The 26207-nt window shown below is 57.1% G+C and carries 19 protein-coding genes and 2 tRNA genes; 5 read left to right on the plus strand and 16 right to left on the minus strand.

Going from position 1 to position 26207, the window contains the following annotated elements; genetic code table 11:
* Positions 1 to 288: 288 nt before the first annotated feature.
* Positions 289 to 1947 carry a Na/Pi cotransporter family protein gene (locus tag ACYQ6M_RS15230; protein WP_460074503.1) on the minus strand — a complete coding sequence of 553 codons (1659 nt, stop codon included), beginning with the start codon at positions 1945 to 1947 and terminating at the stop codon, positions 289 to 291.
* 267 nt (positions 1948 to 2214) lie between these two features.
* A tRNA-Val gene (locus ACYQ6M_RS15235) sits at positions 2215 to 2290 on the minus strand.
* A gap of 146 nt (positions 2291 to 2436) precedes the next feature.
* On the opposite strand from ACYQ6M_RS15235, the gene ACYQ6M_RS15240 reads away from it, so the two are divergent.
* On the plus strand, positions 2437 to 3801 hold the full coding sequence (locus ACYQ6M_RS15240; RefSeq protein WP_460074505.1) for a flavin monoamine oxidase family protein: 1365 nt from the start codon (positions 2437 to 2439) through the stop codon (positions 3799 to 3801).
* Between the two features lie 2 nt (positions 3802 to 3803).
* On the opposite strand, the gene ACYQ6M_RS15245 is transcribed toward ACYQ6M_RS15240, so the two are convergent.
* The 11 genes from ACYQ6M_RS15245 to ACYQ6M_RS15295 form a co-directional block, all read right to left on the minus strand.
* Complete coding sequence (locus tag ACYQ6M_RS15245) at positions 3804 to 4349, minus strand: hypothetical protein (RefSeq protein WP_460074506.1); 546 nt, start codon at positions 4347 to 4349, stop codon at positions 3804 to 3806.
* A gap of 273 nt (positions 4350 to 4622) precedes the next feature.
* Positions 4623 to 4898 carry an HU family DNA-binding protein gene (locus ACYQ6M_RS15250; protein WP_031268410.1) on the minus strand — a complete coding sequence of 92 codons (276 nt, stop codon included), beginning with the start codon at positions 4896 to 4898 and terminating at the stop codon, positions 4623 to 4625.
* A gap of 187 nt (positions 4899 to 5085) precedes the next feature.
* Entirely contained in the window at positions 5086 to 7515 is a 2430-nt protein-coding gene (gene lon / locus ACYQ6M_RS15255) for an endopeptidase La (protein ID WP_460074507.1), read from the minus strand.
* A 332-nt stretch (positions 7516 to 7847) separates the two neighbouring features.
* Positions 7848 to 9113 (minus strand): ATP-dependent Clp protease ATP-binding subunit ClpX, encoded by a 1266-nt coding sequence (clpX, locus tag ACYQ6M_RS15260; RefSeq protein WP_022998421.1) that lies wholly within the window; start codon positions 9111 to 9113, stop codon positions 7848 to 7850.
* A 236-nt stretch (positions 9114 to 9349) separates the two neighbouring features.
* Positions 9350 to 9985 (minus strand): ATP-dependent Clp protease proteolytic subunit, encoded by a 636-nt coding sequence (locus tag ACYQ6M_RS15265; protein WP_022998420.1) that lies wholly within the window; start codon positions 9983 to 9985, stop codon positions 9350 to 9352.
* A 252-nt stretch (positions 9986 to 10237) separates the two neighbouring features.
* Positions 10238 to 11587 (minus strand): trigger factor, encoded by a 1350-nt coding sequence (tig, locus tag ACYQ6M_RS15270; protein ID WP_055654535.1) that lies wholly within the window; start codon positions 11585 to 11587, stop codon positions 10238 to 10240.
* A gap of 570 nt (positions 11588 to 12157) precedes the next feature.
* A tRNA-Leu gene (locus tag ACYQ6M_RS15275) sits at positions 12158 to 12242 on the minus strand.
* A gap of 91 nt (positions 12243 to 12333) precedes the next feature.
* Entirely contained in the window at positions 12334 to 13869 is a 1536-nt protein-coding gene (locus ACYQ6M_RS15280) for an NAD(P)H-hydrate dehydratase (protein ID WP_460074508.1), read from the minus strand.
* 75 nt (positions 13870 to 13944) lie between these two features.
* A complete protein-coding gene (locus ACYQ6M_RS15285) occupies positions 13945 to 15564 on the minus strand; it encodes a CHASE domain-containing protein (protein ID WP_152506453.1) in 1620 nt (539 codons plus the stop codon).
* A 234-nt stretch (positions 15565 to 15798) separates the two neighbouring features.
* A complete protein-coding gene (locus tag ACYQ6M_RS15290) occupies positions 15799 to 16845 on the minus strand; it encodes a sensor histidine kinase (protein ID WP_460074509.1) in 1047 nt (348 codons plus the stop codon).
* Positions 16846 to 16914: 69 nt separating this feature from the next.
* The gene (locus ACYQ6M_RS15295; RefSeq protein ID WP_031268407.1) at positions 16915 to 17076 is read right to left on the minus strand and encodes a DUF1328 family protein; all 162 of its coding nucleotides are present in this window, start codon (positions 17074 to 17076) and stop codon (positions 16915 to 16917) included.
* Between the two features lie 466 nt (positions 17077 to 17542).
* On the opposite strand from ACYQ6M_RS15295, the gene ACYQ6M_RS15300 reads away from it, so the two are divergent.
* Both ACYQ6M_RS15300 and glnA read left to right on the plus strand, forming a co-directional pair.
* The gene (locus ACYQ6M_RS15300; protein ID WP_006934743.1) at positions 17543 to 17881 is read left to right on the plus strand and encodes a P-II family nitrogen regulator; all 339 of its coding nucleotides are present in this window, start codon (positions 17543 to 17545) and stop codon (positions 17879 to 17881) included.
* Between the two features lie 127 nt (positions 17882 to 18008).
* On the plus strand, positions 18009 to 19418 hold the full coding sequence (gene glnA, locus ACYQ6M_RS15305) for a type I glutamate--ammonia ligase (protein WP_055656579.1): 1410 nt from the start codon (positions 18009 to 18011) through the stop codon (positions 19416 to 19418).
* A gap of 167 nt (positions 19419 to 19585) precedes the next feature.
* On the opposite strand, the gene ACYQ6M_RS15310 is transcribed toward glnA, so the two are convergent.
* Entirely contained in the window at positions 19586 to 20632 is a 1047-nt protein-coding gene (locus ACYQ6M_RS15310) for a DmpA family aminopeptidase (protein WP_460074510.1), read from the minus strand.
* A gap of 110 nt (positions 20633 to 20742) precedes the next feature.
* On the minus strand, positions 20743 to 21015 hold the full coding sequence (locus tag ACYQ6M_RS15315) for a tyrosyl-tRNA synthetase (protein ID WP_460074511.1): 273 nt from the start codon (positions 21013 to 21015) through the stop codon (positions 20743 to 20745).
* A gap of 183 nt (positions 21016 to 21198) precedes the next feature.
* Between ACYQ6M_RS15315 and ACYQ6M_RS15320 the strand changes: the two genes are divergently transcribed.
* Positions 21199 to 21417: a hypothetical protein gene (locus ACYQ6M_RS15320; RefSeq protein ID WP_022998411.1), complete on the plus strand. Its 219-nt coding sequence runs from the start codon at positions 21199 to 21201 to the stop codon at positions 21415 to 21417.
* 123 nt (positions 21418 to 21540) lie between these two features.
* Positions 21541 to 22794 carry a tyrosine--tRNA ligase gene (gene tyrS / locus ACYQ6M_RS15325; protein WP_460074513.1) on the plus strand — a complete coding sequence of 418 codons (1254 nt, stop codon included), beginning with the start codon at positions 21541 to 21543 and terminating at the stop codon, positions 22792 to 22794.
* A gap of 128 nt (positions 22795 to 22922) precedes the next feature.
* On the opposite strand, the gene ACYQ6M_RS15330 is transcribed toward tyrS, so the two are convergent.
* Complete coding sequence (locus tag ACYQ6M_RS15330; protein WP_460074514.1) at positions 22923 to 26168, minus strand: AsmA-like C-terminal domain-containing protein; 3246 nt, start codon at positions 26166 to 26168, stop codon at positions 22923 to 22925.
* Between the last annotated feature and the right edge of the window lie 39 nt (positions 26169 to 26207).

A 26207-nucleotide genomic window follows, 5' to 3' on the forward strand; every position in this document is an offset into this window, starting at 1 on the left:
CGCTTCGTCAGGCGACGCGTTGTCGCCCTGAAGTGGCGCTGATGTACGGCGGCTGGTTTGGGAAGTCAAGCACCCTATTCCGTCCGAATTGCCGTTTTTTGACAAAGAAGCGCCCAATCGCGGGTTTTCCCCAGAGCCGCCTTGCCGATCAATGTGGATAACTTCCTGTTTCGTAACGGAATTATCCGCGTTGCCACGGACTGTTTTCCGATGGACTTAGCGTCAAACACATTCGCCAGCTCATAAATACGACCTGAGCCACGCAGATTCTCGTTCTTCAGCCGTGTTTTATTCAGCCGGCACCAGCCGCGTATCGCGCAACAGGCCTTCTCTGGCAAGAATAGGCACCGCCGCAGCTGCGAACAGCGAATTGATTTCCTTGAGGCTGCGCATGACTTCCAGATGGGCGTTGCTCGATTCCATGCTCTGAAGCGTTTTCGATTTCAGCCGCTCCAGGTGCCGGTTATGACTTTCGCGTTCCAGGGTGCGCATCTTGTCCTTTTCTGCAATCAACTCACGCGCAGACGCGACGTCCGCCGAAACGAGCACATTGAGGGCAAGCTCCATGTTCGCCAGAACACGGTCGTGCATCCAGGTCAGCTCCTTCAGCCCCTCCTGCGAAAAGCTGATCTTGTTCTTCTGCAACTCCAGCGCAAGTTCGAGAAGGTTCTTTGCCACAAGGTCTCCAGCGCGCTCCAGATTGACCGCGAACCCCACCAGTTCCATGCTGCGCTCAGCCTGTTCGCCGGTCAGCTCCCCACGATTCACCTCTGCGATGTAGAGTTTCACCGAGGAGTGGATCGCATTGACCTGCTTATCCAACTGCTGCAAGCGCCTGATTTCCGGCTCACTGCCCTTCTCCAGCATCATGAGAACCGGTCTTGCCATCACCTCGACCAGTTCCCCCATACGCAGGAGTTCACGCGTTGCACTGGCCAGGGCAAGTCTGGGATTGCCGACCAGTTGCTTGTCCAGCGCGCTTTGCGGTGTCAGCCGGTCCGCCTCTTCTTGTTCCTCTCTGTCGGGCACCAGACGTTCAACCAGCCAGGCAACCGGTCTTGTCAGTGGCAGGCAGACGAGAACAAGCAGGAGATTGAAAAGCACATGAACGGCAACGATCTGCTGAGCCGGGTCATTGCTGATCGAAGCCAGAGGCAGATCGTGGAATTTTAGCGCCAGCATGACCAGCACAGCACCGGTTGACCTGAAGAGAAAATTGCCGAGCGGCAAAAGCTTGGCCTTGCGATCCATTCCGCGTGTCAGCCAGAGCGCGACGATGCCCGCACCAATGTTCGCTCCCAGAACGAGTGGAATCGCAGCCTCGTGCGGCAGGCCGGTCTTTTGCACCAGCGCTGCGATCATCAGCACGGCTGCCACGCTGGAATGCACCAGAAACGCCAGAAGCGCCCCTACCGCCATCGCCGTCGGCGTGTCCTGCGCAAGGAAGCCGGCAAACTGCGGCATGAACCGCGCTTCCTTCAACGGCGTCGTCGCTTCGCCGATCATTTGCAGCGCAATCAGGATGAAAGCGATTCCCAGAAGAATGCGTCCGATCTGTTTCGCGGACCGAGCGTCGAGCTTCAGGAACAGCCACGCTCCTCCACCCAGGAGCAACGGCACCAGCCAGCTGAGATCGAACACAAGAAACTGCACGACAAGCGCCGACCCGAGATCGGCGCCCAGCAGAACCGCCAGTCCGGCAGCTGTGGAAATGAAGCCGGATGTCGCAAATCCCGCCGCCAGGATCGCAACCGCCGTCGCACTTTGCAGCAAAATGGCAACCGCTGTACCAGACAAGGCGCCGGCAACCGGTCCGGAGGACGCTTTGCCGATGGCGCGTCTCAACGTTGGCCCGGCCGCCCTTTCAAAACCTGTCCGAACCATGCGAACCGCGTAAAGGAGCAGCATGACTGCCCCGAACATCTTGATGAAAACTAGGATTCCCATCTTGCCAAGTAGCTACCTTTAAACGAGTTTTTTATTTAGCCGCAGAAGTTTATCGGACAAAAAGGAAAAAGAAAACTCACCATTCGAAGGCCAAACGAAATCAACCCGCCACCGGTATGCCCAGCAACGGCGGCAAAGCGAAATGACTGTAAATGTGCGAATTTCCGAAACAGCGAACTGCCTGGCAATGTGAGAGCGGCAGCAAACAGCAGAAAGTACCCCGGTGCGCAGGCACCTGGTTACAAGTGACGGATTTCATAAGGGGAATGGTGGGCGATGAGAGACTCGAACTCCCGACATCTTCGGTGTAAACGAAGCGCTCTACCAACTGAGCTAATCGCCCTCAACGAGGTGAGACGCCTTTTAGGGGCTCGTTTGCTGCTTGGCAAGAGCAAAATCTCAGATTTCCGTTTCAATGATAAAGCCTGTGGATGACGGCTCCGAAAACCGGCAAACTGACCGCTTCAAAAGCTTGAGAAAGCCGCACCCATGGTGACATCCCGCCGGTTATTTCTGACTGGAATTCTGGCAGCCCTCACCGGCCTGCCGCTGTCTGCCAGAAAAAGCTCATCACAATCCGTGGCCGGACAGAGAGTGGTTGTTGTCGGTGCCGGCATCGCCGGTCTGGCTGCTGCAAGAACACTTGCAGACGCAGGCTTCTCCGTAACCATGCTTGAGGCTGGTAACCGGATCGGCGGCCGTCTGCATACGGACAGATCGTTGGGGGCACCTCTCGACCTTGGAGCAAGCTGGATCCATGGAACACGGTCCAACCCCATCACAGCGCTCGCGCAGCGCTTCTCACAGCCGATGTTCGAGTGGGATTACGACAACGAGGAGGTCTTCGACCTGACCGGCAACGGTGGCAGAGCAGTCGAACGTTTCGAGACTTTCGCGAACGCCCTGGAAGATTTTCTGGACGACACTGAAACCTCCCTCACCCGGATATCGGCAGCCAATGCCATTGAAAAGATACGCCGGCAACGGGCCCTGTCGAGCCTCACTGACGCTGAACTCGGCTTCATGGCGCATATTCTGCTGGAGCAGGAATTTGCAGCGCCAGTGAGCAACCTTTCGCTTGCGGCCGTTGAAGAAGGCGGTGCCTTTAAGGGACCCGACGCCGTGCTTCCGCGAGGTTATGACAAGATTGCATTGGGTGTGGCGGAGGGATTGACCATCCAGACCGAAACCGTCGTGAACCAAATCGACCATTCCCAAAGGGGCGTTTCGGTAAGAACTGAGAACGGTGTACTGGAGGCCGATTTTGCAATCTGCGCAGTGTCTCTGGGTGTCCTGAAGGCTGGCGACATCGTCTTTTCACCTGGTCTTCCTGACAACAAGCGCAACGCCGTCAGTTCCCTGCGCATGGGCGTGCTTGATAAAATCTATCTCTCGTTCCCGGAAGCCTTCTGGGATGAAACTGTCCACAACTTCGGTCGCATATCCAGCAAGCCTGACACTTTTGCCTACTGGCCGAATCTTTCGCCCTTGACCGGAAAACCGATTCTATGTGCGCTGAATGTCGGCGAATTTGCTCAGAACCTTGAGAAACTTGGTGAAGAGAACCGCAGACAGGTCGCCTTCGAAGCGCTTCAAACGATGTTCGGCCGCGACATACCGCCGCCTGACGCCAGCATAAGTTCCGCCTGGCAGCAAAACGAACGAACGCGAGGATCCTACTCGTTCCTGCCTGTCGGGGTGGAGCCGCGAGCAAGAAAAGCACTGGCTGCCGACCTCAATGGAAGGGTCTTCTTTGCGGGAGAAGCCACCTCCCAGGACTATCCGGCAACAGTGCACGGCGCCTGGCTTTCCGGCCAGCGCGCCGCACGCGACGTGATCGCAAGTGCCCGCTAAATCTATTGGAACTTGTAGGCGAACTGGAGCATGTCGGTGAGCCCGCGCTGCGGATTGTCCGCGGCAAGTCCGTTCTTATTGAAAAACTGCACCAGACGGGCAATCCCCTGCTGGTCGTTCGGTCCTCTTGGCGGCGGCTGACCCATGAGCTTGGCGGCAATGATCCAGGACATCGTCCGGCGAAGGCGATTCTGATTGGCACTGAATTCTGGATTGCTGGCTGCTCGCTCGAACAAACCGCCCCACGCCTGATTGACGGCATCGTTGATGGCTTCGATGCGAATGAACCCGGCTTTATTGGGACTACGTGCCTTGTTGAGCAGGTGGTCGATATTGTACCCGGCAAGATCCGACGGCGCGGCCTTGATGCCGTAGACCTGCTCGACAAAGCGCAGCCAGGCTTTCTGATAGGACGAATAACCCGCCCTCACCCATACGCTGGCATTTTCGTCCGCGTTTCCGGGTTTCTGCACGATGGCTACGTTCTTCAGGCTGCTTCTGCCGGCTTTTCCTGTTTGGACGTCCTCGTCGAAATCGTCGAGGAACACGAGGCGTCCAAGTGCCTCGGGGTGTTCCACCTGAACCTGCACCAGGGGGTCACGGACCCAGGCATCAAATAGCGCGCGTTGGCGCCTGCGGATCAAGGCTTGCAGTGACATTCCAACTCCTGTCGAGCAATTGGCATCACCTCACGACAAACGCAATATAATGTGGCAATGGCAATTCGCCAGAGCTCAATCAAAAATAGAAAACAGGCAAGGAAAAACCCCGCATCCGTTTCCGGATACGGGGTTGAGCGAAGAAATCGCTCGTGAGCGCTATTAGGCGTTCACGGCGTCCTTCAGGCCTTTGCCAGCCTTGAACTTCGGCGTCTTAGAAGCCGGGATCTGGATCGTTTCGCCAGTCCGCGGGTTACGGCCTTCGGTTGCTGCACGTTCGGAAACGGTGAAGTTACCAAAGCCGATGATGCGGACTTCGTCGCCGCTCTTCAGCGTAGAGGTGACAGCTTCGAAAGTTGCGTCAACTGCTTCGCCTGCCTGCGCCTTGGTGAGGCCGGTCTTTTCTGCAACAGCTGCGATCAGATCGTTCTTATTCATAGCAGATACCTTTCTAAGAAACGGCAGAGTGCCGACGATTCCTGTCAGCGCCGTTGCGCGAAATTCGGTTGAATTGAACTGAAACGCAAGTGGTTTTTTCGCAGAAAACAGCCATTTTGACCGATTATTCAAAAGAAAAGCCCCGGTTTTCCCGGGGCTTTCCAATTTGTGCGCTGCAATGTCGCGATTAGTGGGCAAGAACACCGGAGGTGTCATCGTCCTTTTCTCGCGCCTTGGTTGCAGCTTCGTGAGCTGACTCATCCCATTCGATGGCCTCTGGCAAGCGAACAAGAGCGTTTTTCAGCACTTCTTCCATGCCCGAAACCGGGATGATCTCAAGCGAGTTCTTGACCGAGTCCGGGATATCCGCCAGATCCTTGGCGTTGTCTTCCGGGATCATAACCAGCTTGATTCCGCCACGAAGGGCAGCAAGCAACTTCTCCTTCAGACCACCGATCGGCAGGATGCGACCACGCAGGGTGATTTCACCGGTCATGGCAACATCCCGGCGAACCGGAATGCCGGTCATGGTCGAGATCACAGCCGTAGCCATCGCGATACCGGCGGACGGACCATCCTTCGGGGTAGCCCCTTCAGGAACGTGAACGTGAATGTCCTTCTTTTCGAAGGTCGGCGGTTCAATGCCGTAATCAATCGCACGCGAGCGGACATAAGATGCCGCCGCAGAAATCGATTCCTTCATCACGTCCTTCAGGTTGCCGGTGACGGTCATCTTGCCCTTGCCGGGCATCATCACGCCTTCGATGGTGAGAAGCTCACCGCCGACTTCGGTCCAGGCAAGGCCGGTAACCACACCGACCTGGTCTTCCAGTTCAGCTTCGCCGTAGCGATACCGCGGCACACCAAGGTATTTCTCGACGACCTCGCTGGTCACCGTGATGCTTTCCTTGTCGCTCATCAGGATGTCCTTGACCGCTTTACGGGCAAGGGTTGCCATTTCACGTTCAAGGTTACGCACACCGGCTTCGCGGGTGTAGCGGCGCACGATGAAGTGAAGCGCTTCATCCTCGATGGTGAACTCACCTTCGCGCAGGCCATGATCCTTCTCGGCTTTCGGGATGAGGTGACGGCGGCAGATTTCCACCTTTTCCTCTTCCGTGTAACCGGCGATGCGGATCACTTCCATACGGTCCATCAGCGGGCCCGGAATGTTCAGCGTGTTCGCCGTGGTCACGAACATCACATCCGAAAGGTCGTATTCGACCTCCAGATAGTGGTCCATGAAGGACGAGTTCTGTTCCGGATCCAGCACTTCCAGCAGAGCCGATGACGGGTCGCCGCGGAAGTCCATGCCCATCTTGTCGATTTCATCGAGCAGGAACAGCGGATTGGACTTCTTGGCCTTCTTCATCGACTGAATGACCTTGCCGGGCATCGAGCCGATGTAAGTACGGCGGTGACCACGGATTTCCGCTTCGTCCCGCACACCGCCGAGCGACATGCGTACGAATTCACGGCCGGTCGCCTTCGCAATCGACTTGCCGAGCGAGGTCTTGCCGACGCCTGGAGGACCAACGAGACACAGGATCGGACCACGCAACTTGTTGGCCCGGCTCTGGACCGCCAGATACTCCACGATCCGTTCCTTGACCTTTTCAAGGCCATAGTGGTCGGTGTCGAGAACCTTTTCGGAGAAGGCCAGGTCGTGCTTGACCTTGGACTTCTTGTTCCACGGAATGCCGATCAGCCAATCCAGATAGTTCCGCACGACGGTCGCTTCCGCGGACATCGGGCTCATCTGTTTCAGCTTCTTGATTTCGGCCGCAGCGCGTTCGCGTGCTTCCTTGGTCAGCTTGGTCTTCTTGATCTTGTCTTCGAGTTCGGCAACCTCGTCGCGGCCGTCCTCGCTGTCGCCAAGCTCCTTCTGGATGGCCTTCATCTGCTCATTCAGATAGTACTCGCGCTGGGTCTTCTCCATCTGCCGCTTGACGCGGGAACGGATGCGCTTTTCCACCTGCAGGACGGAGATCTCGCTCTCCATCATGCCCAGGACGCGCTCAAGCCGCTCGGCGACGGAAACGACGCCAAGGATTTCCTGCTTTTCCGGAATCTTGATCGCAAGATGGGAAGCTACCGTGTCGGCGAGCTTGGAATAATCGTCGATCTGGTTGATCGCGCCCAGAACTTCCGGCGAAACCTTCTTGTTCAGTTTCACGTAGTTCTCGAACTCGGACACGACCGAGCGCGCAAGCGCTTCCACTTCGATGTTCTCGCCATCACGCTCCGGCAGAACCGTTGCGGAGGCCTCGAAATAGTCGGCACGGTCGGTGTATTCGCCGATCTGTGCACGTGCACCGCCTTCCACCAGCACCTTGACCGTATTGTCGGGCAGCTTGAGAAGCTGCAGCACGGTCGCGAGCGTGCCGACATTGTAAATCTGGTCAGGCTTGGGATCGTCGTCAGCTGCATTCATCTGTGTTGCCAGAAGAATGTGCTTGTCGGTGGTCATCACCTCTTCGAGCGCCTTGATTGACTTCTCGCGGCCGACAAACAGCGGCACGATCATATGCGGGAAGACAACGATGTCGCGCAGGGGCAAGACGGGGTAGACAGACGTGCTGTCCTGATCTGTGGCGCGAATTTCTACGTCGCTCATTTTTTTTCCTTTCTCAGCGTGTCCCGGCCCCACTCGGTAAAAGGCAGCCAAAACACTGGAAAACGGCTCCGAACCGGAAGGTCCTGAAGGCCAGATCACGGCACCCCAGATGGGCGCGCCGACAATCCGCATAAGCCGTCCTTAGGTCTATTAGGTGGACACCAGACCTGCCGGTGTCAAGGCAATCGGTTGCTGCCCACAAGTCTTGTCTGTTGACGACTCATTGCACCAGTGGAAAACGGCCCCGAACAAGCGCATGACCGCCCAAAAACAAAATGCCGCTCAAGTTGAGCGGCATTTATTCACGGTTTCTTGAAACAGCCTTCAGTGCCTCAGGCGCTGGTAGCCGACGTTTCTTCCCGGTCTTCGTAAATATAGAGCGGGCGTGCCTCGCCCTTCACGACTTCCGGTGAGATCACGACTTCCTTGACACCCTTCAGGCCCGGCAGCTCGTACATCGTATCGAGCAGGATGGCTTCGAGGATCGAACGCAGGCCGCGTGCACCGGTCTTGCGTTCGATGGCCCGGCGAGCGATCGCCTTGAGGGCTTCCTCGTGGAAGGACAGTTCCACCTGTTCCATTTCGAAAAGACGCTGGTACTGCTTGACCAGAGCGTTCTTCGGCTCCGTCAGGATCGTAACCAGGGCTTCCTCGTCGAGGTCTTCCAGGGTCGCGATAACCGGCAGACGGCCGACGAATTCGGGGATAAGGCCGAATTTCAGCAGATCTTCCGGCTCAAGTACCGAGAAGAGTTCGCCGATCCGGCGATCTTCCGGTGCATGGACCTGCGCTTTGAACCCGATGGAGGTCTGCGTGCCACGATCGGAAATGATCTTGTCGAGGCCGGCAAAGGCGCCGCCACAGATGAACAGGATGTTGGTCGTGTCCACCTGCAGGAATTCCTGCTGCGGATGCTTGCGGCCACCCTGGGGCGGCACGGAAGCAACGGTGCCTTCCATGATCTTCAGAAGTGCCTGCTGAACACCTTCGCCCGAAACGTCGCGGGTGATCGACGGATTGTCGGCCTTGCGGCTGATCTTGTCGACCTCATCGATGTATACGATGCCGCGCTGCGCGCGTTCGACGTTGTAGTCGGCGGACTGCAGCAGCTTCAGGATGATGTTTTCAACGTCCTCACCCACGTAACCGGCTTCGGTCAGCGTGGTGGCATCAGCCATGGTGAATGGCACGTCCAGAATGCGGGCAAGGGTCTGCGCAAGCAGGGTCTTGCCGCAACCGGTCGGGCCGACCAGAAGGATGTTGGATTTCGCCAGCTCGACATCGTTGTTTTTCGATGCGTGATTGAGGCGCTTGTAATGGTTGTGAACGGCGACCGATAGAACCTTCTTCGCGCTGCCCTGCCCGATGACATAGTCATCCAGAACGTCGCGAATTTCCTGAGGGGTCGGGATCCCGTCCCGTGACTTCACCAGCGAGGATTTGTTCTCCTCGCGAATGATATCCATGCACAGCTCGACACATTCATCGCAAATGAAAACAGTCGGGCCGGCGATCAGCTTGCGAACCTCATGCTGGCTCTTGCCGCAGAAGGAGCAGTAAAGCGTATTCTTGGAATCGCTGCCGCTGGCCTTGGTCATGTAGTCAACCTCGCGTTTACGGGGAGTGTTTCCCCTTATCTCTCCGGTTGCGGCCAAATTATGACTGAACCGGTTCTGAAGCGGCGCACAGTCGCCGCCTCACCATGTAATGTCATCATGCTTCGCCATTAAAAATCAATATAGGTTTAAGGCGAAGATGAAAACCCGGCATCACCTGGGGATTTTCCGGCTTTAAGCGTGGAAATTCAATCCATGATTAAAGCCGGGTAAGTCCCTCACTTCTCTTCGTCGCCGCCAAGCGTGTTGCGGTCGGTGATCACCTTGTCGACGATCCCGAATTCCTTAGCTTTGTCAGCGGTCATGAAGTTGTCACGTTCCAGTGCCTCCTCGACCTGGTCGAGGGTGCGTCCGGTGTGCTTCACGTAGATTTCATTCAGCCGGCGCTTCATGGCCAGGATTTCCTGTGCATGAAGCATGATGTCGGCAGCCTGACCGCGGAACCCGCCGGACGGCTGATGCACCATGACCCGCGCGTTCGGCAGGATATAGCGCATGTCTTTCTCGCCTGCGGCAAGCAGAAGCGAGCCCATGGAGGCTGCCTGGCCGATGCAGAGCGTCGACACAGCCGGGCGGATGAACTGCATCGTGTCATAGATCGCAAGACCGGAGGTCACGAGACCTCCCGGCGAATTGATGTAGATCGCGATCTCTTTGGTTGGGTTTTCAGCTTCCAGATACAGAAGCTGTGCGCTTACCAGGGTTGCCACGTGATCCTCGACCGGGCCGGTCAAGAAGATGATGCGCTCCTTCAGCAGGCGCGAATAGATATCGAAGGCCCGCTCTCCCCGGTTGGTCTGCTCGACAACCATCGGCACGAGAGTGTTCATGTAGATATCGACAGGATCCTTCATACCTCATCCATATGCTTGAGATGTTGCCCGGAGGGTCTCCGGGCAGGAAACAGGCCATGAAGCGCATCGATTCAGGGCCTGACTCGAAAAAAGCGACACCCCGTATATATGGGATGTCGCCCTCAACGCAAAGTCATGACAGATGCGGCGTGAATGCAAGGTTAAATCTGCGGCCACATCTGGGGATAGACGGGAAAACCAACCGGCCAATCTGGCCGCTTTCGAGAGCATTCCCCCGAAAGCGGATTGACCTTAAGCCTCGTCTTCTTCCTCGGCGACCAGCTTCTCCAGCTCTTCCTTGGTAACCGTCTTGTCGGTCACCTTGGCGAGTTCCAGCATGAAGTCGACGACCTTTTCTTCGTAGATCGGCGCACGCAGGGAAGCCAGAGCCTGCTGGTTGTTCTTGTAGAATTCGAACACCTGCTGTTCCTGGCCCGGGAACTGGCGGACGCGGTCATAAAGAGCGCGCTGCAGTTCTTCGTCGGTCACCTGGATGTTGTTCTGCTCACCGATTTCGGACAGAACCAGGCCGAGACGAACACGGCGCTCAGCGATCTTGCGGTATTCCGCCTTCGCTTCTTCTTCCGTGGTCTCTTCGTCTTCGAAGGTCTTCTCGTTGCGCTTCATGTCTTCTTCGACCTGGCGCCAGACAACATCGAACTCGGAGTTCAGCAGTTTTTCCGGCAGATCGAACGAATAATGCTCGTCCAGCTTGTCGAGCAGCTGACGCTTCACGCGCTGGCGGGTCATCTGACCGAACTGGCCTTCGATCTGGCCGCGGACGATTTCCTTCAGCTTGTCGAGAGACTCAAGGCCGAGGTTCTTAGCGAACTCGTCGTCGACCTTGGCTTCACCCGGTGCGGCAACTTCCTTGACGACGATGTCGAAGGTGGCAGCCTTGCCGGCCAGATGTGCAGCCGGATATTCTTCCGGGAACGACACTTCGATGACCTTCTCGTCGCCGGCCTTGACGCCAACAAGCTGCTCTTCGAAGCCCGGGATGAACTGACCGGAACCCAGAACCAGCATGCCGTTCTCGTCGGCACCGCCCTCAAAAGGCTCGCCGTCGATCTTGCCCAGGTAGGACATGGTCACGCGGTCGCCGTCTGCAGCCGCGCCGTCTTTCGCATCGAACGGTGCGTTGTTCTTGGCGATCTGGGAAACTTGCTCGTCGACTTCTTCTTCAGCGATTTCAACGACCGGACGCTCGATTTCGATACCGGCGAAATCAACGATCTCGAAGCTCGGCAGAATGTCGTAGGTCATCTTGAAGGAAAGATCGGCGTCGCCAGCCATGATCTTCTCAGCATCTTCTTCCGGCAGATCGATTTCCGGGGTCAGAGCCGGGCGCTCGGAGCGCTCCTCAACAGCCTTCTGGGTCGTTTCCTGGATGGTGTTCGACAGGATCTCGGCCATGGCCTGACGGCCATACATCTTTTTCAGATGGGCGAGCGGAACCTTGCCAGGGCGGAAGCCCTTGATGTTGGCCTTGGATTTCAGGTCGGCCATGTAATCGTCGAGCTTGGCGGCGAGATCACCAGCCGGAATGTCGATTTTCAGCTCACGCTTGAGGCCCTCGGAGAGGGTTTCGGTTACCTGCATGGGTTTTGTCGTCCTCGGTCCCGAGCGGCAATCCGCCCCGGAGGTTTCGTTTTTAAAATCCCGTGTGCCACATCGCCTGCACTCCCCTTTTGCCGGGAGCGTTCAAACGGCCATGCATCGCCTTGAAGAGACTCCAAGACGCACGATGGGAGCGCGATACTGCGTAGGCCCGAAAGTGTCAAGGGGAGAGCGGGGTTTTGCTGGCGTAAATCGCCTAAAATCAGCTCTTTCGATCAAGTGATTTGGTCTCTTCCAGGAGCCGGAAGCTAATTCCGCCAACCTCGCCGGCCTGCAGTAAAGAACCGCTCCCCGTCACTGATGTTGACAGCATGATGCCAGACCACGCTAAACCAGAGCTTGGCCAGAGCTTGACCAGACCGGCCCGCACTGCTGAAGCCACACGGAACGCAAATTTGCGCTGCGCAACAACTCCGCACAGTCAACGGTGCCCCACCAGGCCTGACACTTGGTGATTATAAAACGGCGACCAAATACGAGGGTTCTCGACAAAAAGCGCAACGTCGAACGACAAGCGCCGAATGCGCACAGGATGGAATTCACTTTGAAGAATGGTGCGGATGGAGGGACTTGAACCCCCACGCCTTGCGGCACCAGAACCTAAATCTGGCGTGTCTACCAATTTCACCACATCCGCGTCGCAACAAGTGGCAAACCACCCTGCGATTGAAGCGGGGCCTCTATAGCATCGCTGATTTTCCCGTCAAAGGAAAAAGCAGTGCCCTGCCTCACCGTAAATCGGATTTCTCCACAAGTGCGCGAAGCGCGGGTTTCAGGGCACTCTCAAGATCTTCTGCGATCAGCCCCGGCCCGGCCTCGCGGCCTGCTTCGCCATGTAGCCAAACGGCCATGGCAGCCGCCTCGAAGCCGGAAACACCCTGCGCAAGCAGACCGACTACAATTCCGGCAAGCACATCACCAGACCCGGCCGTTGCAAGCCATGGAGGTGCGTTGCAATTGATTGCCGCACGCCCATCCGGCGCAGCGACAACGCTGTCCGGCCCCTTCAGAATCACGACAGCTCCGGACATTCGTGCTGCCTCCCTGGCACGGGTCAGCTTGCTACCTGTAAGTTCCGGGAAAAGGCGAGCAAACTCTCCCTCATGCGGCGTCAGAACGACCGGCGCATTATGCGACCTGATGCTTTCGAAAAACGGAGCGCGATCAACGGCGCAACTCGTCAGACCATCGGCATCGAACACGCTTGCCCGGTTACAGTCCAGGATCTCCGCTACCGCCGATCGGGTCTTTTCACCAACACCATAGCCCGGACCGATCAGTACCGCGTTGAGGCGCTTGTCCGACAAGAGTTCGCGAATACCGTTTTCAGAGGCAACCTTCTTCAGCATTACCGCCGTCAGATGGCTTGCGTTGACCAGGAGCGCATCCGGCGGTGACGCCAATGTTACGAGCCCCGCCCCCGCCCGCAGCGCAGCGCCAGCCGACAACCGCGCAGCACCGGTTGCCGTGACCGGACCGCCAAAGACAACCGCATGCCCTTTGGAATATTTGTGACCGGTCGGCGCGACTTGTGGCCAATGGTCAAGCCAGAGGTCCGGCCCATTGATAAAAGTATCGGGCGCGATTTGATCGAGAACGGTTACGTCGATGCCAATTTGCGCAACTGTAACCCGGCCGCAGGCTTGACGACCGGGATAAAGCAAATGCCCCGGCTTTTGCCGAAAGAACGTGACCGTCTCTTGCGCACTGACAGCCTCGCCACAGACAACACCGTCTGCGCCTTGAACTCCGGACGGAAGATCTACCGTAAGAACAGGTGCGCCGCACTTGTTGACAGCTTTCACCAAAGCTTCGGCGGCTCCGCCTAAAGCGCGGTCCAGCCCTGCCCCGAAGAGAGCATCCACGATCAGATCGGCGCCATCCAATAAAGCGCCTAGATCGCTCGCGATATGATCGCCTTCAACGGAAAGTGCATAAGAAAGCCCCATGCGCCGAAAGGCTTCAAGCGCATCCCCCTTCAGAGCATCGGGCGCTTTGAGCAACCTGACATCAACGCCGTATCCGGCTGACGCCAGACAACGCGCCGCAATGAAACCGTCACCGCCATTGTTGCCGGGACCGCAAAGAATGACTATCCGACCTGAAGCCGGAACCATCCGCACCGCAGCACGTGCCACAGCCTGGCCGGCCCGCTCCATGAGTTCGATACCTGGAACACCCCCCTCAATGGTCAGTCGATCGGCTTTCGCCATCTCCTGCGGGGTCAGCAACACATAATCCAGGGCCATGCCATGCTGGCTCATTTTTAGGCAGTCCCTTCCATGTTCAAACGGCGCTTGAGAATGCACTCGGGCAAATCATGGCCCAGCAGCCGATTCTCAGACCAGAGGCACGGAAATCCGGATGGCAACCCCCTTCTCGGTGAACTGCCGATCGATCTTGCCATTCATCTCACCAGCCACCAGCGCTTCCATGAGCCTGCTGCCGAAGCCAAAATTTTTCGGAGCTTCAATCACTTTTCCGGTCTCCTCAAGCCAGTCGAGCTCAAGCTGCTTGCCTTTTTTGGCCGGCAAGACCTTCCAGATAACCTCGAAGCGTCCGTCATCAGCAAAGACATCGGAATATTTCATCGCGTTCGTCGCAAGCTCGTGAAACACCAGACCAAGCGCATGGGTGCCGGTCTCGTTCAGTTGAACGGCCGGGCCTGCAAGCTTGATGCCCTTTGCCCCCTCACCAAAGACCTGCTCCAGTTCCTGCAGAAGCAATGCTTTCAAGTCCGCCTTCGACCACCTGGACCGGGTCAACAGATCCTGCGCATTCGCCATGGCCTGCAGGCGAGAGCTGAACGAATCATTGAATTCCTCCAGGCTTTCGGAGGCACCGGCGGTCTGGCGAGCAATCGCGAGAATGCGGGCAATTGAATTCTTGATCCGGTGCTTCATTTCCTGAAGCATCAGATCCTTTTCCTGGATCGTCTTTTCAGACATTTCCTTCAGGCGCTGATTGGCCTCTCTCGCCCGCAGGCGGGAGCGAATCGAAACCGCGAGCGCAGCGGAGAAAAGCAGAGATATCGACCCGAGCATGAAGGTACGCCAATAAAGAAAGGCGTTGTCCTTTGAAGCGGCTTCGATAACGGAGATTTCCCAAATCCGTCCACCGACTTCGATCTGCCGTGTCACGAGATTTTCAGCTTCCGCGGCACGCGCCTCATAGTCTTCAGAGGTGTACAGGTGCTCCGGCTGCTCATCCGTCACGTCGGTCGTGTTGACAAGAACCGGTACCGGGGTCGGAGAAGTCAGGGCAGCCTTGTGCAGGTCCCCGGCACGGAAAGGCGCATAGACAAAGCCCTGGATGCTTTCTTCGCCGTTCAGTTTTTCTCCGGCAGCTTCCTCTTCACTTGCCAGCGGGAGATACGCCAGGAATCCCGTCTGCTTCTCCTCCGTGATTTCCTGAACCAGCATGACAGGGGCTGATACCTTGACTGTGAAGGTGTCTGCGGACGCCAGCATGGCCTTGCGGCGGGTTTCGTCACTGAACATGTCGAAGCCGAGTGCAGCCTTGTTTCGCAGGTCCAGCGGCTCAAGAAGTATGATGGGGGTCCGATGCGCCTGGTCCGTCTCGGGCCAGACCTGACGGTCCAGTTCGTAATTCTGCTGCAATGCCAGGCTTGCTTCATCTTCCCTGCCGGTCTGCATCAGCTTGGCAAAGCCGATACCCTGCATGCCGGACAAATGCCCCTTCAGGAACAGGCCAAGGGCAAAGCTCTGGAATTTGGCCCTCGACATGGCTCCGCCATCCGCTTCGAAAAACGAATGCGTGGCTGCAATGAGAGAAAAGTTCTGCTCAGTGCGCCCGCGGATCCGGTCGACCGCCTCTTCTGCGAGTATTTCGAATTCCCGCCGCTCAACCGCTCGCTCCCTGTCCAGAATGACGTAGGTCAGCGACAGGCCGATAGCGGCACTTATCACGAACACAAGAAGGGGAATGTGTCTTTTCATCGCCGCGGGCCTGATCCGGGAAGAAGGTATGGGGACAACAGAATTAGGAAGTTTTCACGATGCAAGCAACAAAAATCACTTGTAGAACCAACAACAAATTTCAAAATATCATCATAACATTTGTTAATTTCAATATTCATTGAAGTATTTGAAAACAACCATTCCGAGAACGCCCTACAACCGCCGACCAGCCGAATGAGTTACTGCGAGAAGTGAAGAATTTGAACGCAGAATTTAAGCCCGGAGGAGGTCTTCACCCATCTCCTGCCGAACGTTGTACTCAGTTTTCGGAAACACCATGCTGTAATCTATTCCGTCAGGGGAGATGCTCAATTCGGCAGAACCGCTCAGGGATTGCGGCAGCACTGTTTCGAGCAGCAAGGCGGAAAATGCGGTTCTGTCACCATCTGCTTCACCTGCGGCAAGCGCCTTTTTGGTGTCTACCCTGCCTCTCTCTCCTGCATTCCAGTTGAGAACGAGGCACAACCGGCCCTGCCTCATCACCGTTTTGCAGGTGAGCAATATTCCCTGGTCAGCCGAAGCCCAGCCGACGTCCAGTGTTGCGGCGATCAATTCATGCAAGCCCAGGCCGATGTAAAGTGCAGCATTGGGGGTCAGCAAAGGATTTTCGCCCGTCATGGAGATGGGAATGACACGCTTTGAATCGAAAAGCGCGCGTTGAGCCCGGGCAAGATCGAACAGGCGAACACCGAACCAGTCAGCTTCCGTCACAAGATCCTGTGAATTTGAAAGGGAAAAGATCCGCCCCTGAAACTCGGCAAGAAACTGCTCGAGCGACCCGGCGTAGCGAGCGGACTGGCCTGCCAGGCTCTGGATCACAGCCAAAAGGTTCTTCGATCTGTGACTGACTTCCAGCAGCAAATCCTTGAGCGCCTGCTCTCGTCGGCGGCTTTCCGTAACATCGACAACGGTTGTCAGCACCTGGGTGATGCCTTCAACACCGGAAATCGTTTCGATGTGGATCTCGAAAACTTGGCCACCTTCAGCCATCACCTCGAGCTTTTCCGAACGCCCCGTCTCCAGCACTGTCTTCTTGGCGTCATCGAGCTGCCTGCCCACGGAATGACCGAAGACCGTTTCGTCCTTCGGGGTCTCTCCCTCGGGCACCGACCATATGTGAGGCAGGTTCGCGATATAAAGGTATTGAAGCGCGTCGTCCTGCAAGGTGACGCAGGCACGCGAACGAAGCAATGCGAGAATGAGATATTCTCGAAGCTGCTCATCAGACTGGCTGGCGTTGTGCCATGTGAGCCTGCGCACGGATAACCTCACATTAAACTCAAAAGAAGCGAACCCCGATGGCGTTTCGTGGGTCCAGGATATTCGTTGCTACCTTCGTAGCATGCCCGCAATCAGGGAAAGCACAAAAACTGCAAGGAACAGCCCGATCAAGATTTGTGCAATCGAAGCCGACATGCCCGCCATTCCAAAAAACCCGAACAAACCTGCGACGAGAGCAATGGCCACCACAGCCAAAGCGTAGAAAAGCATAGCCGTCTCCATATTCCAGTTCTTCTGCAACGCGTAAGGGCGGGGATGGTTCCTCATTCCGGAAATCAGCCAGGAACCGCCCGTACATCGGAGCAACGCCCCCGGCAGCGCCGGCTGGAACTGTCGATTGACTTGAGATTGTGCAAAATCATGCAACCACTGAGCAGGGCAATCTCATCCGATTGCTAAAATTCAGCCTATTTTTTAGGCTCTTTGCTTATTTTGTGATCATATGACAAATGGGATAGGCGACTGACCACCACCCCGCTGATAGAATTTGCCGCTTTTAGTGGCGGATTTCCCAGCGCGGGTAAAATTTACGGGTTGTCATGGCCGTTTGGCACACATCGTGCTTTATAGCTTGCAACGGTCCCTTCCGGGCCCGACCGGGTCGTTTTGTCCCGCAGGATCGGAAAAGGGCACGCCGAAATTATCCGGCCTTAAAAGTGGAGAGAGACACAAGGTGATGAAAAAGATCGAAGCGATCATCAAACCCTTCAAATTGGACGAGGTCAAAGAAGCTCTGCAAGAGGTCGGTCTCCAGGGCATCACCGTTACGGAAGCCAAGGGCTTCGGCCGTCAGAAAGGCCACACGGAACTCTATCGCGGCGCTGAATATGTCGTGGATTTCCTGCCGAAGGTGAAAGTGGAAATTGTACTTGGCGACGACATGGTCGAGAAAGCCGTTGACGCAATCAGATCCGCTGCGCAAACAGGCCGCATTGGCGACGGCAAGATTTTCGTTTCAAATATCGAAGAAGCAGTCCGTATCCGTACCGGTGAATCCGGCATAGACGCTATCTGACCCACCCATTCCGGCATTCGCCGGCAATCCGAATTCCGGTCCCACGCAACGGAGCCAAATTTAAGACACTCTGCCGGGCCGGAACAGTACCCAACCGTTCACATGAAAAACTAAAGGGATGGACATTATGACCACTGCCGCTGAAATCCTTAAGGAGATTCAGGAAAAAGACGTGAAATTCGTCGACCTGCGCTTTACCGATCCTAAGGGTAAAATGCAGCACGTCACCATGGACGTAGTACTCGTTGACGAAGACATGTTCGCTGAAGGCGTCGCTTTCGACGGTTCGTCAATCGCAGGCTGGAAGGCCATCAACGAGTCCGACATGATGCTGATCCTGGATCCGGAATCCGCACACATCGACCCGTTCTTCGCACAGTCCACCATGGCGATCTTCTGCGACATCGTCGACCCGGTCACCGGTGAAGGCTACAACCGCGATCCGCGCATGACCGCGAAGAAGGCAGAAGCCTACGTGAAGTCCGGCGGCTTCGGCGACACCATTTTCGTCGGCCCGGAAGCTGAATTCTTCATGTTCGACGACGTCCGCTTCACTGCAGACCCGTACAACACCGGCTTCATGCTCGACAGCTCCGAACTGCCGTCCAACATGGGTTCCGAGTACGAAACGGGCAACCTGGGCCACCGTCCGCGCACGAAGGGCGGCTACTTCCCGGTTCCGCCGATCGACAGCGCGCAGGACATCCGTTCCGAAATGCTGTCCGTCATGGCCGAAATGGGCGTTCCGACAGAAAAGCATCACCACGAAGTGGCTGCTGCACAGCACGAACTCGGCATGAAGTTCGATCACCTGACCCGTTGCGCCGACAACATGCAGAAGTACAAGTATGTCGTCCACCAGGTCGCACATGCCTACGGCAAGACGTCCACCTTCATGCCGAAGCCGGTATTCGGTGACAACGGCACCGGCATGCACTGCCACCTGTCCATCTGGAACAACGGCGAGCCGACCTTTGCCGGCAACCAGTATGCCGACCTTTCGGAAAGCTGCCTGTACTTCATCGGCGGTATTCTGAAGCACGCCAAGGCCCTGAACGCCTTCACCAACCCGTCGACCAACTCCTACAAGCGTCTGGTCCCGGGCTACGAAGCACCGGTTCTGCTGGCCTATTCCTCGCGTAACCGTTCGGCTTCCTGCCGTATTCCGTTCACAGCTTCTCCGAAGGCAAAGCGCGTTGAAGTTCGCTTCCCGGATCCGTCCGCGAACCCGTACCTCTGCTTCTCCGCCCTGCTGATGGCCGGCCTCGACGGGATCAAGAACAAGATCCACCCGGGCGACGCGATGGACAAGAACCTCTACGACCTTCCGGCCGAAGAGCTTGCAGAAATCCCGACCGTTTGCGGCTCCCTGCGCGAAGCACTGGAAGCAGTCGATGCAGACCGTGAGTTCCTGAAAGCCGGCGGCGTGTTCGACGACGACCAGATCGACGCTTACATCGAACTGAAGATGGAAGAAGTCGAGCGTTTCGAAATGACCCCGCACCCGGTCGAATTCGACATGTACTACTCTGTCTGATCCCTTCGGGTTCAAACATGCGGAAAGGCCGGGCATTTGCCCGGCCTTTTTGTTTTCCAAGCACCCCGCTTTCCATGTCTCAGCGCAAGAGTGAGTTGGTTACCACCGACAATTCCACAAGCAGCCTTGGCCAGCCTGACAAGCCCCACGAGAAAATCGCGAGCGACCTAGGCATGCCCGTCAAGCCAATCGGCAAGAGACGGCCGTTTGCTACGCCCCCGCCCACGCATGGCGGGAGACGCAATCATCGCATTGAGTACAGCCTCCTGCGTCGTTTCAGCTGCGGCCTGAAACAGGATATCGATCTTGTCTTCCTTGAGAATATCGCGAACGATGAAGTCTTCCTCCTCAAAATGGGCAATCTTGCAGGCAGTTGAAAAGGCAAGTGCGATATCGCCGCTTCCATTGCCGTAGTAGGCACCCAGCCGCGCCAACCCCGCCCCGGCTCTGCGGGCAATGCGTTTCAGTTGCCGGCTTTCAAGAGGCACATCAGTCGCCAGAACAACGATGACCGAACCGCGTTCTTCGCTATGGCGCGCCTCCTTGGGATGCGGTCTGCGTCCATCCGGCAGGACAAGGTCTCCGGGGCGACCGAAATTGGCAAGCACCAGGGTGGCAAGTCTGTGCTGACGGCCTCCAAGTTCAAAGACGCGCGAGGCCGAACCGATACCGCCTTTGAAGCCGAACGCGCTCATGCCCGTCCCTGCCCCGACACTGCCCTGCTCCACCGTCGAACCTGCAGCCTTCAGAGCCGCTTCCGCATCGGCTTCGCTCAAGGCAATTGCCTGAATATCGCTCAAGTAGCCGTCATTGCACTCCATCACCACGGGATTGATAGTGCCTGTGGACCGGCCTATTTCAGGATTTTCGGCAATTGCCCTGCGGATGAGCGCGTTCACACCGGTTCCAACGCCGAAGGTGTTGGTCAGAAGGATCGGCGTTTCCAGTGTCCCGAGTTCGTCGACCTGTATCAAACCAGCACTCTTTCCGAAGCCGTTGATCACCTCGACGGCGGCAGGAAGTTTCTCGCGAAAGAGATTGCCCGGGTGCGGCACGATTGCCGTGAAACCGGTTCTGAGGTTGCCCTCGCACATGGTTCTGTGCCCAACCGCAATACCATCGATGTCCGCAAGGGTATTCAGGGGGCCGGGTTCCAGAGTGCCGCATATGAGGCCATGAACGCGAGTGGGAGAGAGCGAGGAAAAGGAAGACATGGAACACCGGACGAATAATTTCACTGTCCAGTGTTGAAAAGGAGGTTCAACCAAATCTCAAGACGAAAAAGCCTCCCGAAGGAGGCCATTCGCTTGTGCTGTGGATGAGATCAGTAACAGACGCGCTGGTATCCGACGACGATATACCGACCATGATAAGGGCTCCAGCGGGTCACAGGCCGGTTCTGGCAGCGGACCGGCTGGTAGTAGCGCGGCTGAGCCAGGGAGGCGATGATAGCGCCGGCAGCAAGGCCGATGATGGCACCTGCGGCAATGGCGCCACCATGACGGTTCTTGGCATGAGCTTCGTTCGGGGTAATGGTGACGGCAGCGGTTGCCATGGTGGCGACTGCGACGGCGGCTATTGCAAACTTGCGAAACATGACGGCTCCTTTCAATTGTTGAACAGCGGCTTTCGTTGCGCTGCTGATGAATTGAATGTAGGCGCCGCCTGCTATGTTGGCTGTGACTGTGATCACGCTGCGTCACTTTCGCCAGAGTGTGTGCCGGAGTGTGTTGGGAAAACGTTGGGGACCTGGGGTCTCACAAGAAAGTAGGAGTTATCCATGTGGGTGATTATGGCCGTATCCATTCAGCTTTTGAGCGGTCCCAATGTCTGGCCGGTCGCCGATGAAGGCACTTTTCAGGATGAAGCGGAATGTCAGGCCGCACTGAGCGAAGCCGTTCCGCGGACACTCTCGGAAGGCATGCGCCTTGCCTGGGAGGGGGGCGAATTGAAATTCGTCTGTGTGAAGGTGCGCGCCAACGGCCAGGTCGGCAACTAACCAGCGGCAGAGCGCTGCAGCGTCCTGATTTTCCGGCAGGCGCAATTTACAAGTCCTGCGGCACGCGCTAGAGCACGACCGCAGGAATGCCGGCAGGCACACAAGACGGACGGACAGGCGACTATGAGCGAGTTCAAATCGGACTTTCTAAACGTTCTTTCAGAACGCGGTTTCATTCATCAGATCTCGGACCCGAAGGGCCTGGACGAGCTTTGCGCGAAAGAAACCGTAACGGCCTACATTGGTTTCGATTGCACCGCACCGAGCCTTCATGCCGGGTCTCTCGTCCCGATCATGATGCTGCACTGGTTTCAGAAGACCGGCCACCGGCCGATTGCCCTCATGGGCGGCGGCACCACGCGCGTCGGTGATCCGTCCGGCAAGGACGAATCCCGCAAGATGCTCACCGAAGAGCTGATCGAGGACAACAAGGCCGGCATCCGCAAGGTCTTCGAAAAACTTCTCACCTTCGGTGACGGCCCGACAGACGCCATCATGCTGGACAATGCGGACTGGCTTCTGAAGCTCAATTACGTTGACTTCCTTCGCGATATCGGCCGGCACTTCTCGGTCAACCAGATGATCCAGCGCGACAGCGTGCGCCTGCGTCTGGAACGCGAACAGCATCTGTCCTTCCTCGAATTCAACTACATGCTCCTGCAGGGCTACGACTATCTGGAAATTTACCGTCGCACCGGTTGCCGACTACAGATGGGCGGATCCGACCAGTGGGGCAACATCCTGTCCGGCACCGATCTCGTTCGCCGTCTGGCAGAAGTCGAAGCCTTTGCCCTCACCTCTCCGCTTCTGACCACGTCGTCGGGTGCAAAGATGGGCAAGACTGCCGCAGGCGCTGTGTGGCTCAACGAAGAGCAGCTTTCTGCCTATGACTACTGGCAGTACTGGCGCAACACGGAAGACGCCGACGTGGAGCGTTTCATGAAGCTCTTCACAGTTCTTCCAATGGACGAAATCGCCCGTCTTGCGGCACTGCAAGGCTCGGAGATCAACGAGGCCAAGAAGATACTGGCAACGGAAGCGACTGCCCTGATCCATGGACGGGAAAACGCTGAAGCTGCTGCCGAGACCGCCCGCAAGGCATTTGAAGAAGGCCAATCCGCCGAAGGCCTGCCAACGGTGGAAATTACCAAGGCCGAACTGGAAGCCGGCATAGGTGTGCTATCCGCATTCGTGAGTGCGGGCCTGTGCGCCTCGAATGGAGACGTCCGCCGCAACATCAAGGGTGGCGCGGTCAAGATCAACGACAAGGGCGAGCAGGACGACAAGCGCCAGATCACGCTTGCTGATCTGACCGGCGACGGCATCGTCAAACTGTCGCTCGGCAAGAAAAAGCACGTGCTCCTGAAGCCGGTCTGAGCAGAGGCACTCCAGAACTGACAAAAAAGCCGGGCACCGCCCGGCTTTTTTTGTTCGGCAATAAGAGTGACAGGAACAAAGGCCTTCGGCAGAAAATTGGTTCGCCAGACATTGGCTGGTGCGATTGCTCAGTTCGCCTGAAACTCGAACATCTTGCGGAAAATGCCCGGTGCTATCGCCGAAATCGGGTTGACCGACAGCACCGGGTCGGACACCGAACCAGACAAGCGATAGGTCACACCGATCAGGCCTTCTCCGGAATTGCCGCCGAGCGCAAAGCCCAACAGCGGGATCTTGGCGAAGAAATTGTTGAGAGCGTAGATCGGCACGAAGGTACCGGTAAGGTTGAGCGTCTGCTGCGACAGATCCACAGAGCCGCTGACAGTTCCTCCCAGTGCGTTGCCTTGGAGAGCCCCGCGACTGATGGTCAGCAATTCGCCTTCCCGTGAGAAATTGATATCCAGCGTTTCGAAACTGGCGGTGTCCGCAGCTTCGTTGGTATTGATCGCACGCCCGTCCGGGATGCGATTTGAGCGGTTCTGCTCGCGGATACGCTGAATGGCCGGATCTTCCGTGATCCGCAGTGAGCGCACGTTGAAATCGCCGACCCAGCTGTTCTCGTCGGCCATCGCCACATTCAGGACCCCGGTTCCACCGCGCATACGCTTGTAGAGGTCAAGGAAACGCAGTGTTGCGCCTGTATTTGCAAAACGGCCGATTGCCGCCTGCGTGCCGCCCTGGTCCGTCACCGTGAATTCGAAATTCGCACGGCCGTTCACAAGTCCCTTCAAGTCCGCAGAGACCAGTCCCTTGGCACCGGTATCGATCTTGCCCGAGAATTTCTCGATCGCCTGATTATTGAACCCGGTTACACGGTCAATATTGGCGGCAATTCTTGCACCGCCCGAAAAATCACCCGCTCCCTTGCTGCCGCCGGGGCTCCGCATGCTCTTGATCAGGCCGCGCCCGTCAAAGGAAGACCCGGCGAAGATGATGTCATAGCGTCCGTCCGTCGCCTTCTGGATATCGACTTCGACATTGTCGCCCGGACGCAGCTTGAATGTATTGAACGATGCGCTGACAAGATCGCCGGCCATCGACAGTTGCATCGAACCGGCAACATCGACACCCTCTGATACCAGCTTGAAGTCCTTTACACGGCGCTGTGTGTCCGTCTCAACCAGCTTGAAAGACGCCGTTGCGGGAACACCCTTGGCTTTTTGCCAGCCGAGCGCCTGCAGCCGGACATCCGTCTGTTTCAGGTCGATGACGAATTCCTGTCCGTCGCTGACCTTTGCAACGCTCAACGTCATGTTGCCTTGGAGAAAGGCGGTCAGATCCACCCCCTTCTCTTTCAGCTGCTTCGCGTTGAGCGCAACAACAACATCCTGTCGTGCCGCAACACCGGATTCGCCCAAGGGCACCACAAGGTCGATATCGGCCTGCAATCCGTCGAGTATCCCCTTGCCGGTAATCGCGACCTGATCCTTGTTGGCCTCCAGCGCAACATCCGACTTGCGCACCGTGTGCCCCATGATCGGATTGCTGTCCGAGAAATTCGTCAGACGGCCTGTCGCCTGCCAGTCGATATCGGCAAGATCGATTTCATTGCCCAAGGGAAACGAAGCCGTGATTTCAAGTTCTCCCGCCCCTTCGACGCCATCATTCTTGAGATCAGCTCGGTCCAGCACGCGGAAAGGCGCACTGTTGACCATCGCACCAAGGTCGCTCGCCGATCCCTCCATGCGGGTCTTCACGCTTGCCATCTTGCCGTCCCGCAAAGGCAGGTTCTGGATCGCGAAGACACCATCCGGCAGAGTAACCTCGCCACCACTTGAGGCCGTCGCCGTTCCGCCTGTCGCAGTCACGGTCAGTGTCTCGTTTTCAATTGTGAGCGTACCGTCGAGGCCATCAATCTGCGGAACATCACCAACAGGCGTCACTGCACCATCGGAAAACGTCATGTCCAGGCGCATGTCGTCCCCCGCCCAGCCCGGGTCCGGATCCCGCGGATCAAATGCCGGCGGGCGGAGCGCACCCGTATAGGAAACGGTCTCGATCAAGCCGCCTTTCAGGCGTTCGATGATCCAGCGGCGCGCCGGCGGCACAAGCGTGATCGGCCAGAGCTGCTTTGCCACTGCAACCGGTATCAACTCCCCATCAGCGGCCAGCGCCAGATAAGGTCCTTCCGGTGTAATCTGCAGCGAGGCGACACCATGCACGACGGCCTTGCCCGAGCGAGCCGTGAAGCGGTCGACGGAGAGCAATTTTTCAATCGGATCGAAACGCGCACGAATCTGGACGCCGTCCAGCATATGCGGCTCTTCGGGAACATCGGCTGAACCGAATTGCGGATATTCCGAATCCAGATTAATCTGCCACTCCGGACTATCACCAGCAACCGGCGAAACAGACCCCGTGAAGAAGATGCGTGAATTGCCGCGAATGACGTGCGAACTGGTAATTTCAATTGCGTCTTGTCCCGCCTCGAACAATAGGGACAGTGCTGCATCGTCAAATGCGACCAGTGTCTTGCCAAGCTGAAACCAGCCGTTGCGCACGCGCGCAACCGCATTGGCGGAGACGAACTTGCCATCGCCTGTCAGTCTGCTCTCGATTTTGGCGGAGGCCGGAAGTCCCAGCCCCTTGCCCTGCACCGATTTCGCGTTTGGCCCCAGCAGTTCGGCAAGAGTGATTCCGTTGACCACGACCCCGATGCTCTTGGCATTCGCACCCGGCGGGGCGTTGCGCGCCAGCTCCAGTCTCCAGGTGGAGATATTGCCGGCAACTCGCGCGAAGGCCCGTATCGAGCGGTTGTCGTCACGCAGGATGTCCGCGTCAATGCCTCGGTATCGTCTGGGAATGGAACCGGCCAACTCGAAAGAAGCGTCACGGATCTTGACGAAGCTGAGGCCTCGGCGGGCAAACTGGTCGTCCACTACATCGCTGACCCTGTCAACGGCTTCCATGAGCGGCCCCATTTCCGGAAACTTCGCCGGCCCGCCCGCCAGGACAATCCGCACATGGGGCCTTGTCAGGATTAGAGACGAAAAATGGAGCTTGCCGGAGAGCAGTGCATCCCGGTTCAGCGGCGCAGTCAGTTCAGGAAGACTGATGCTTACAGGTGACCCACCGGCGATCTCCGCCCTGGCATCCGAAATCAGGATATTGATGCCGTCCGGCGCAGTAAAATCGACACTGGCACTGCCAATGGAAAGTTCAACCTGCCCTCGGGTGCCTTGATAGGCCAGCAGGCTGCCTAGAAGCGGAATGTGCACCGGCCCGGTTGCAAACAGAATGGCGATGCCGGCAACAAGACCAACCAGAACGGCGGCGACGACGTAGCGCAAGCGCTTGCGTTTTTTCGGCGTCACTTTGGCCGTGTCCTGAGATCCGCCGGTTTTAGGCAAATA

This window comes from Roseibium sp. ROS1, from assembly GCF_054658215.1.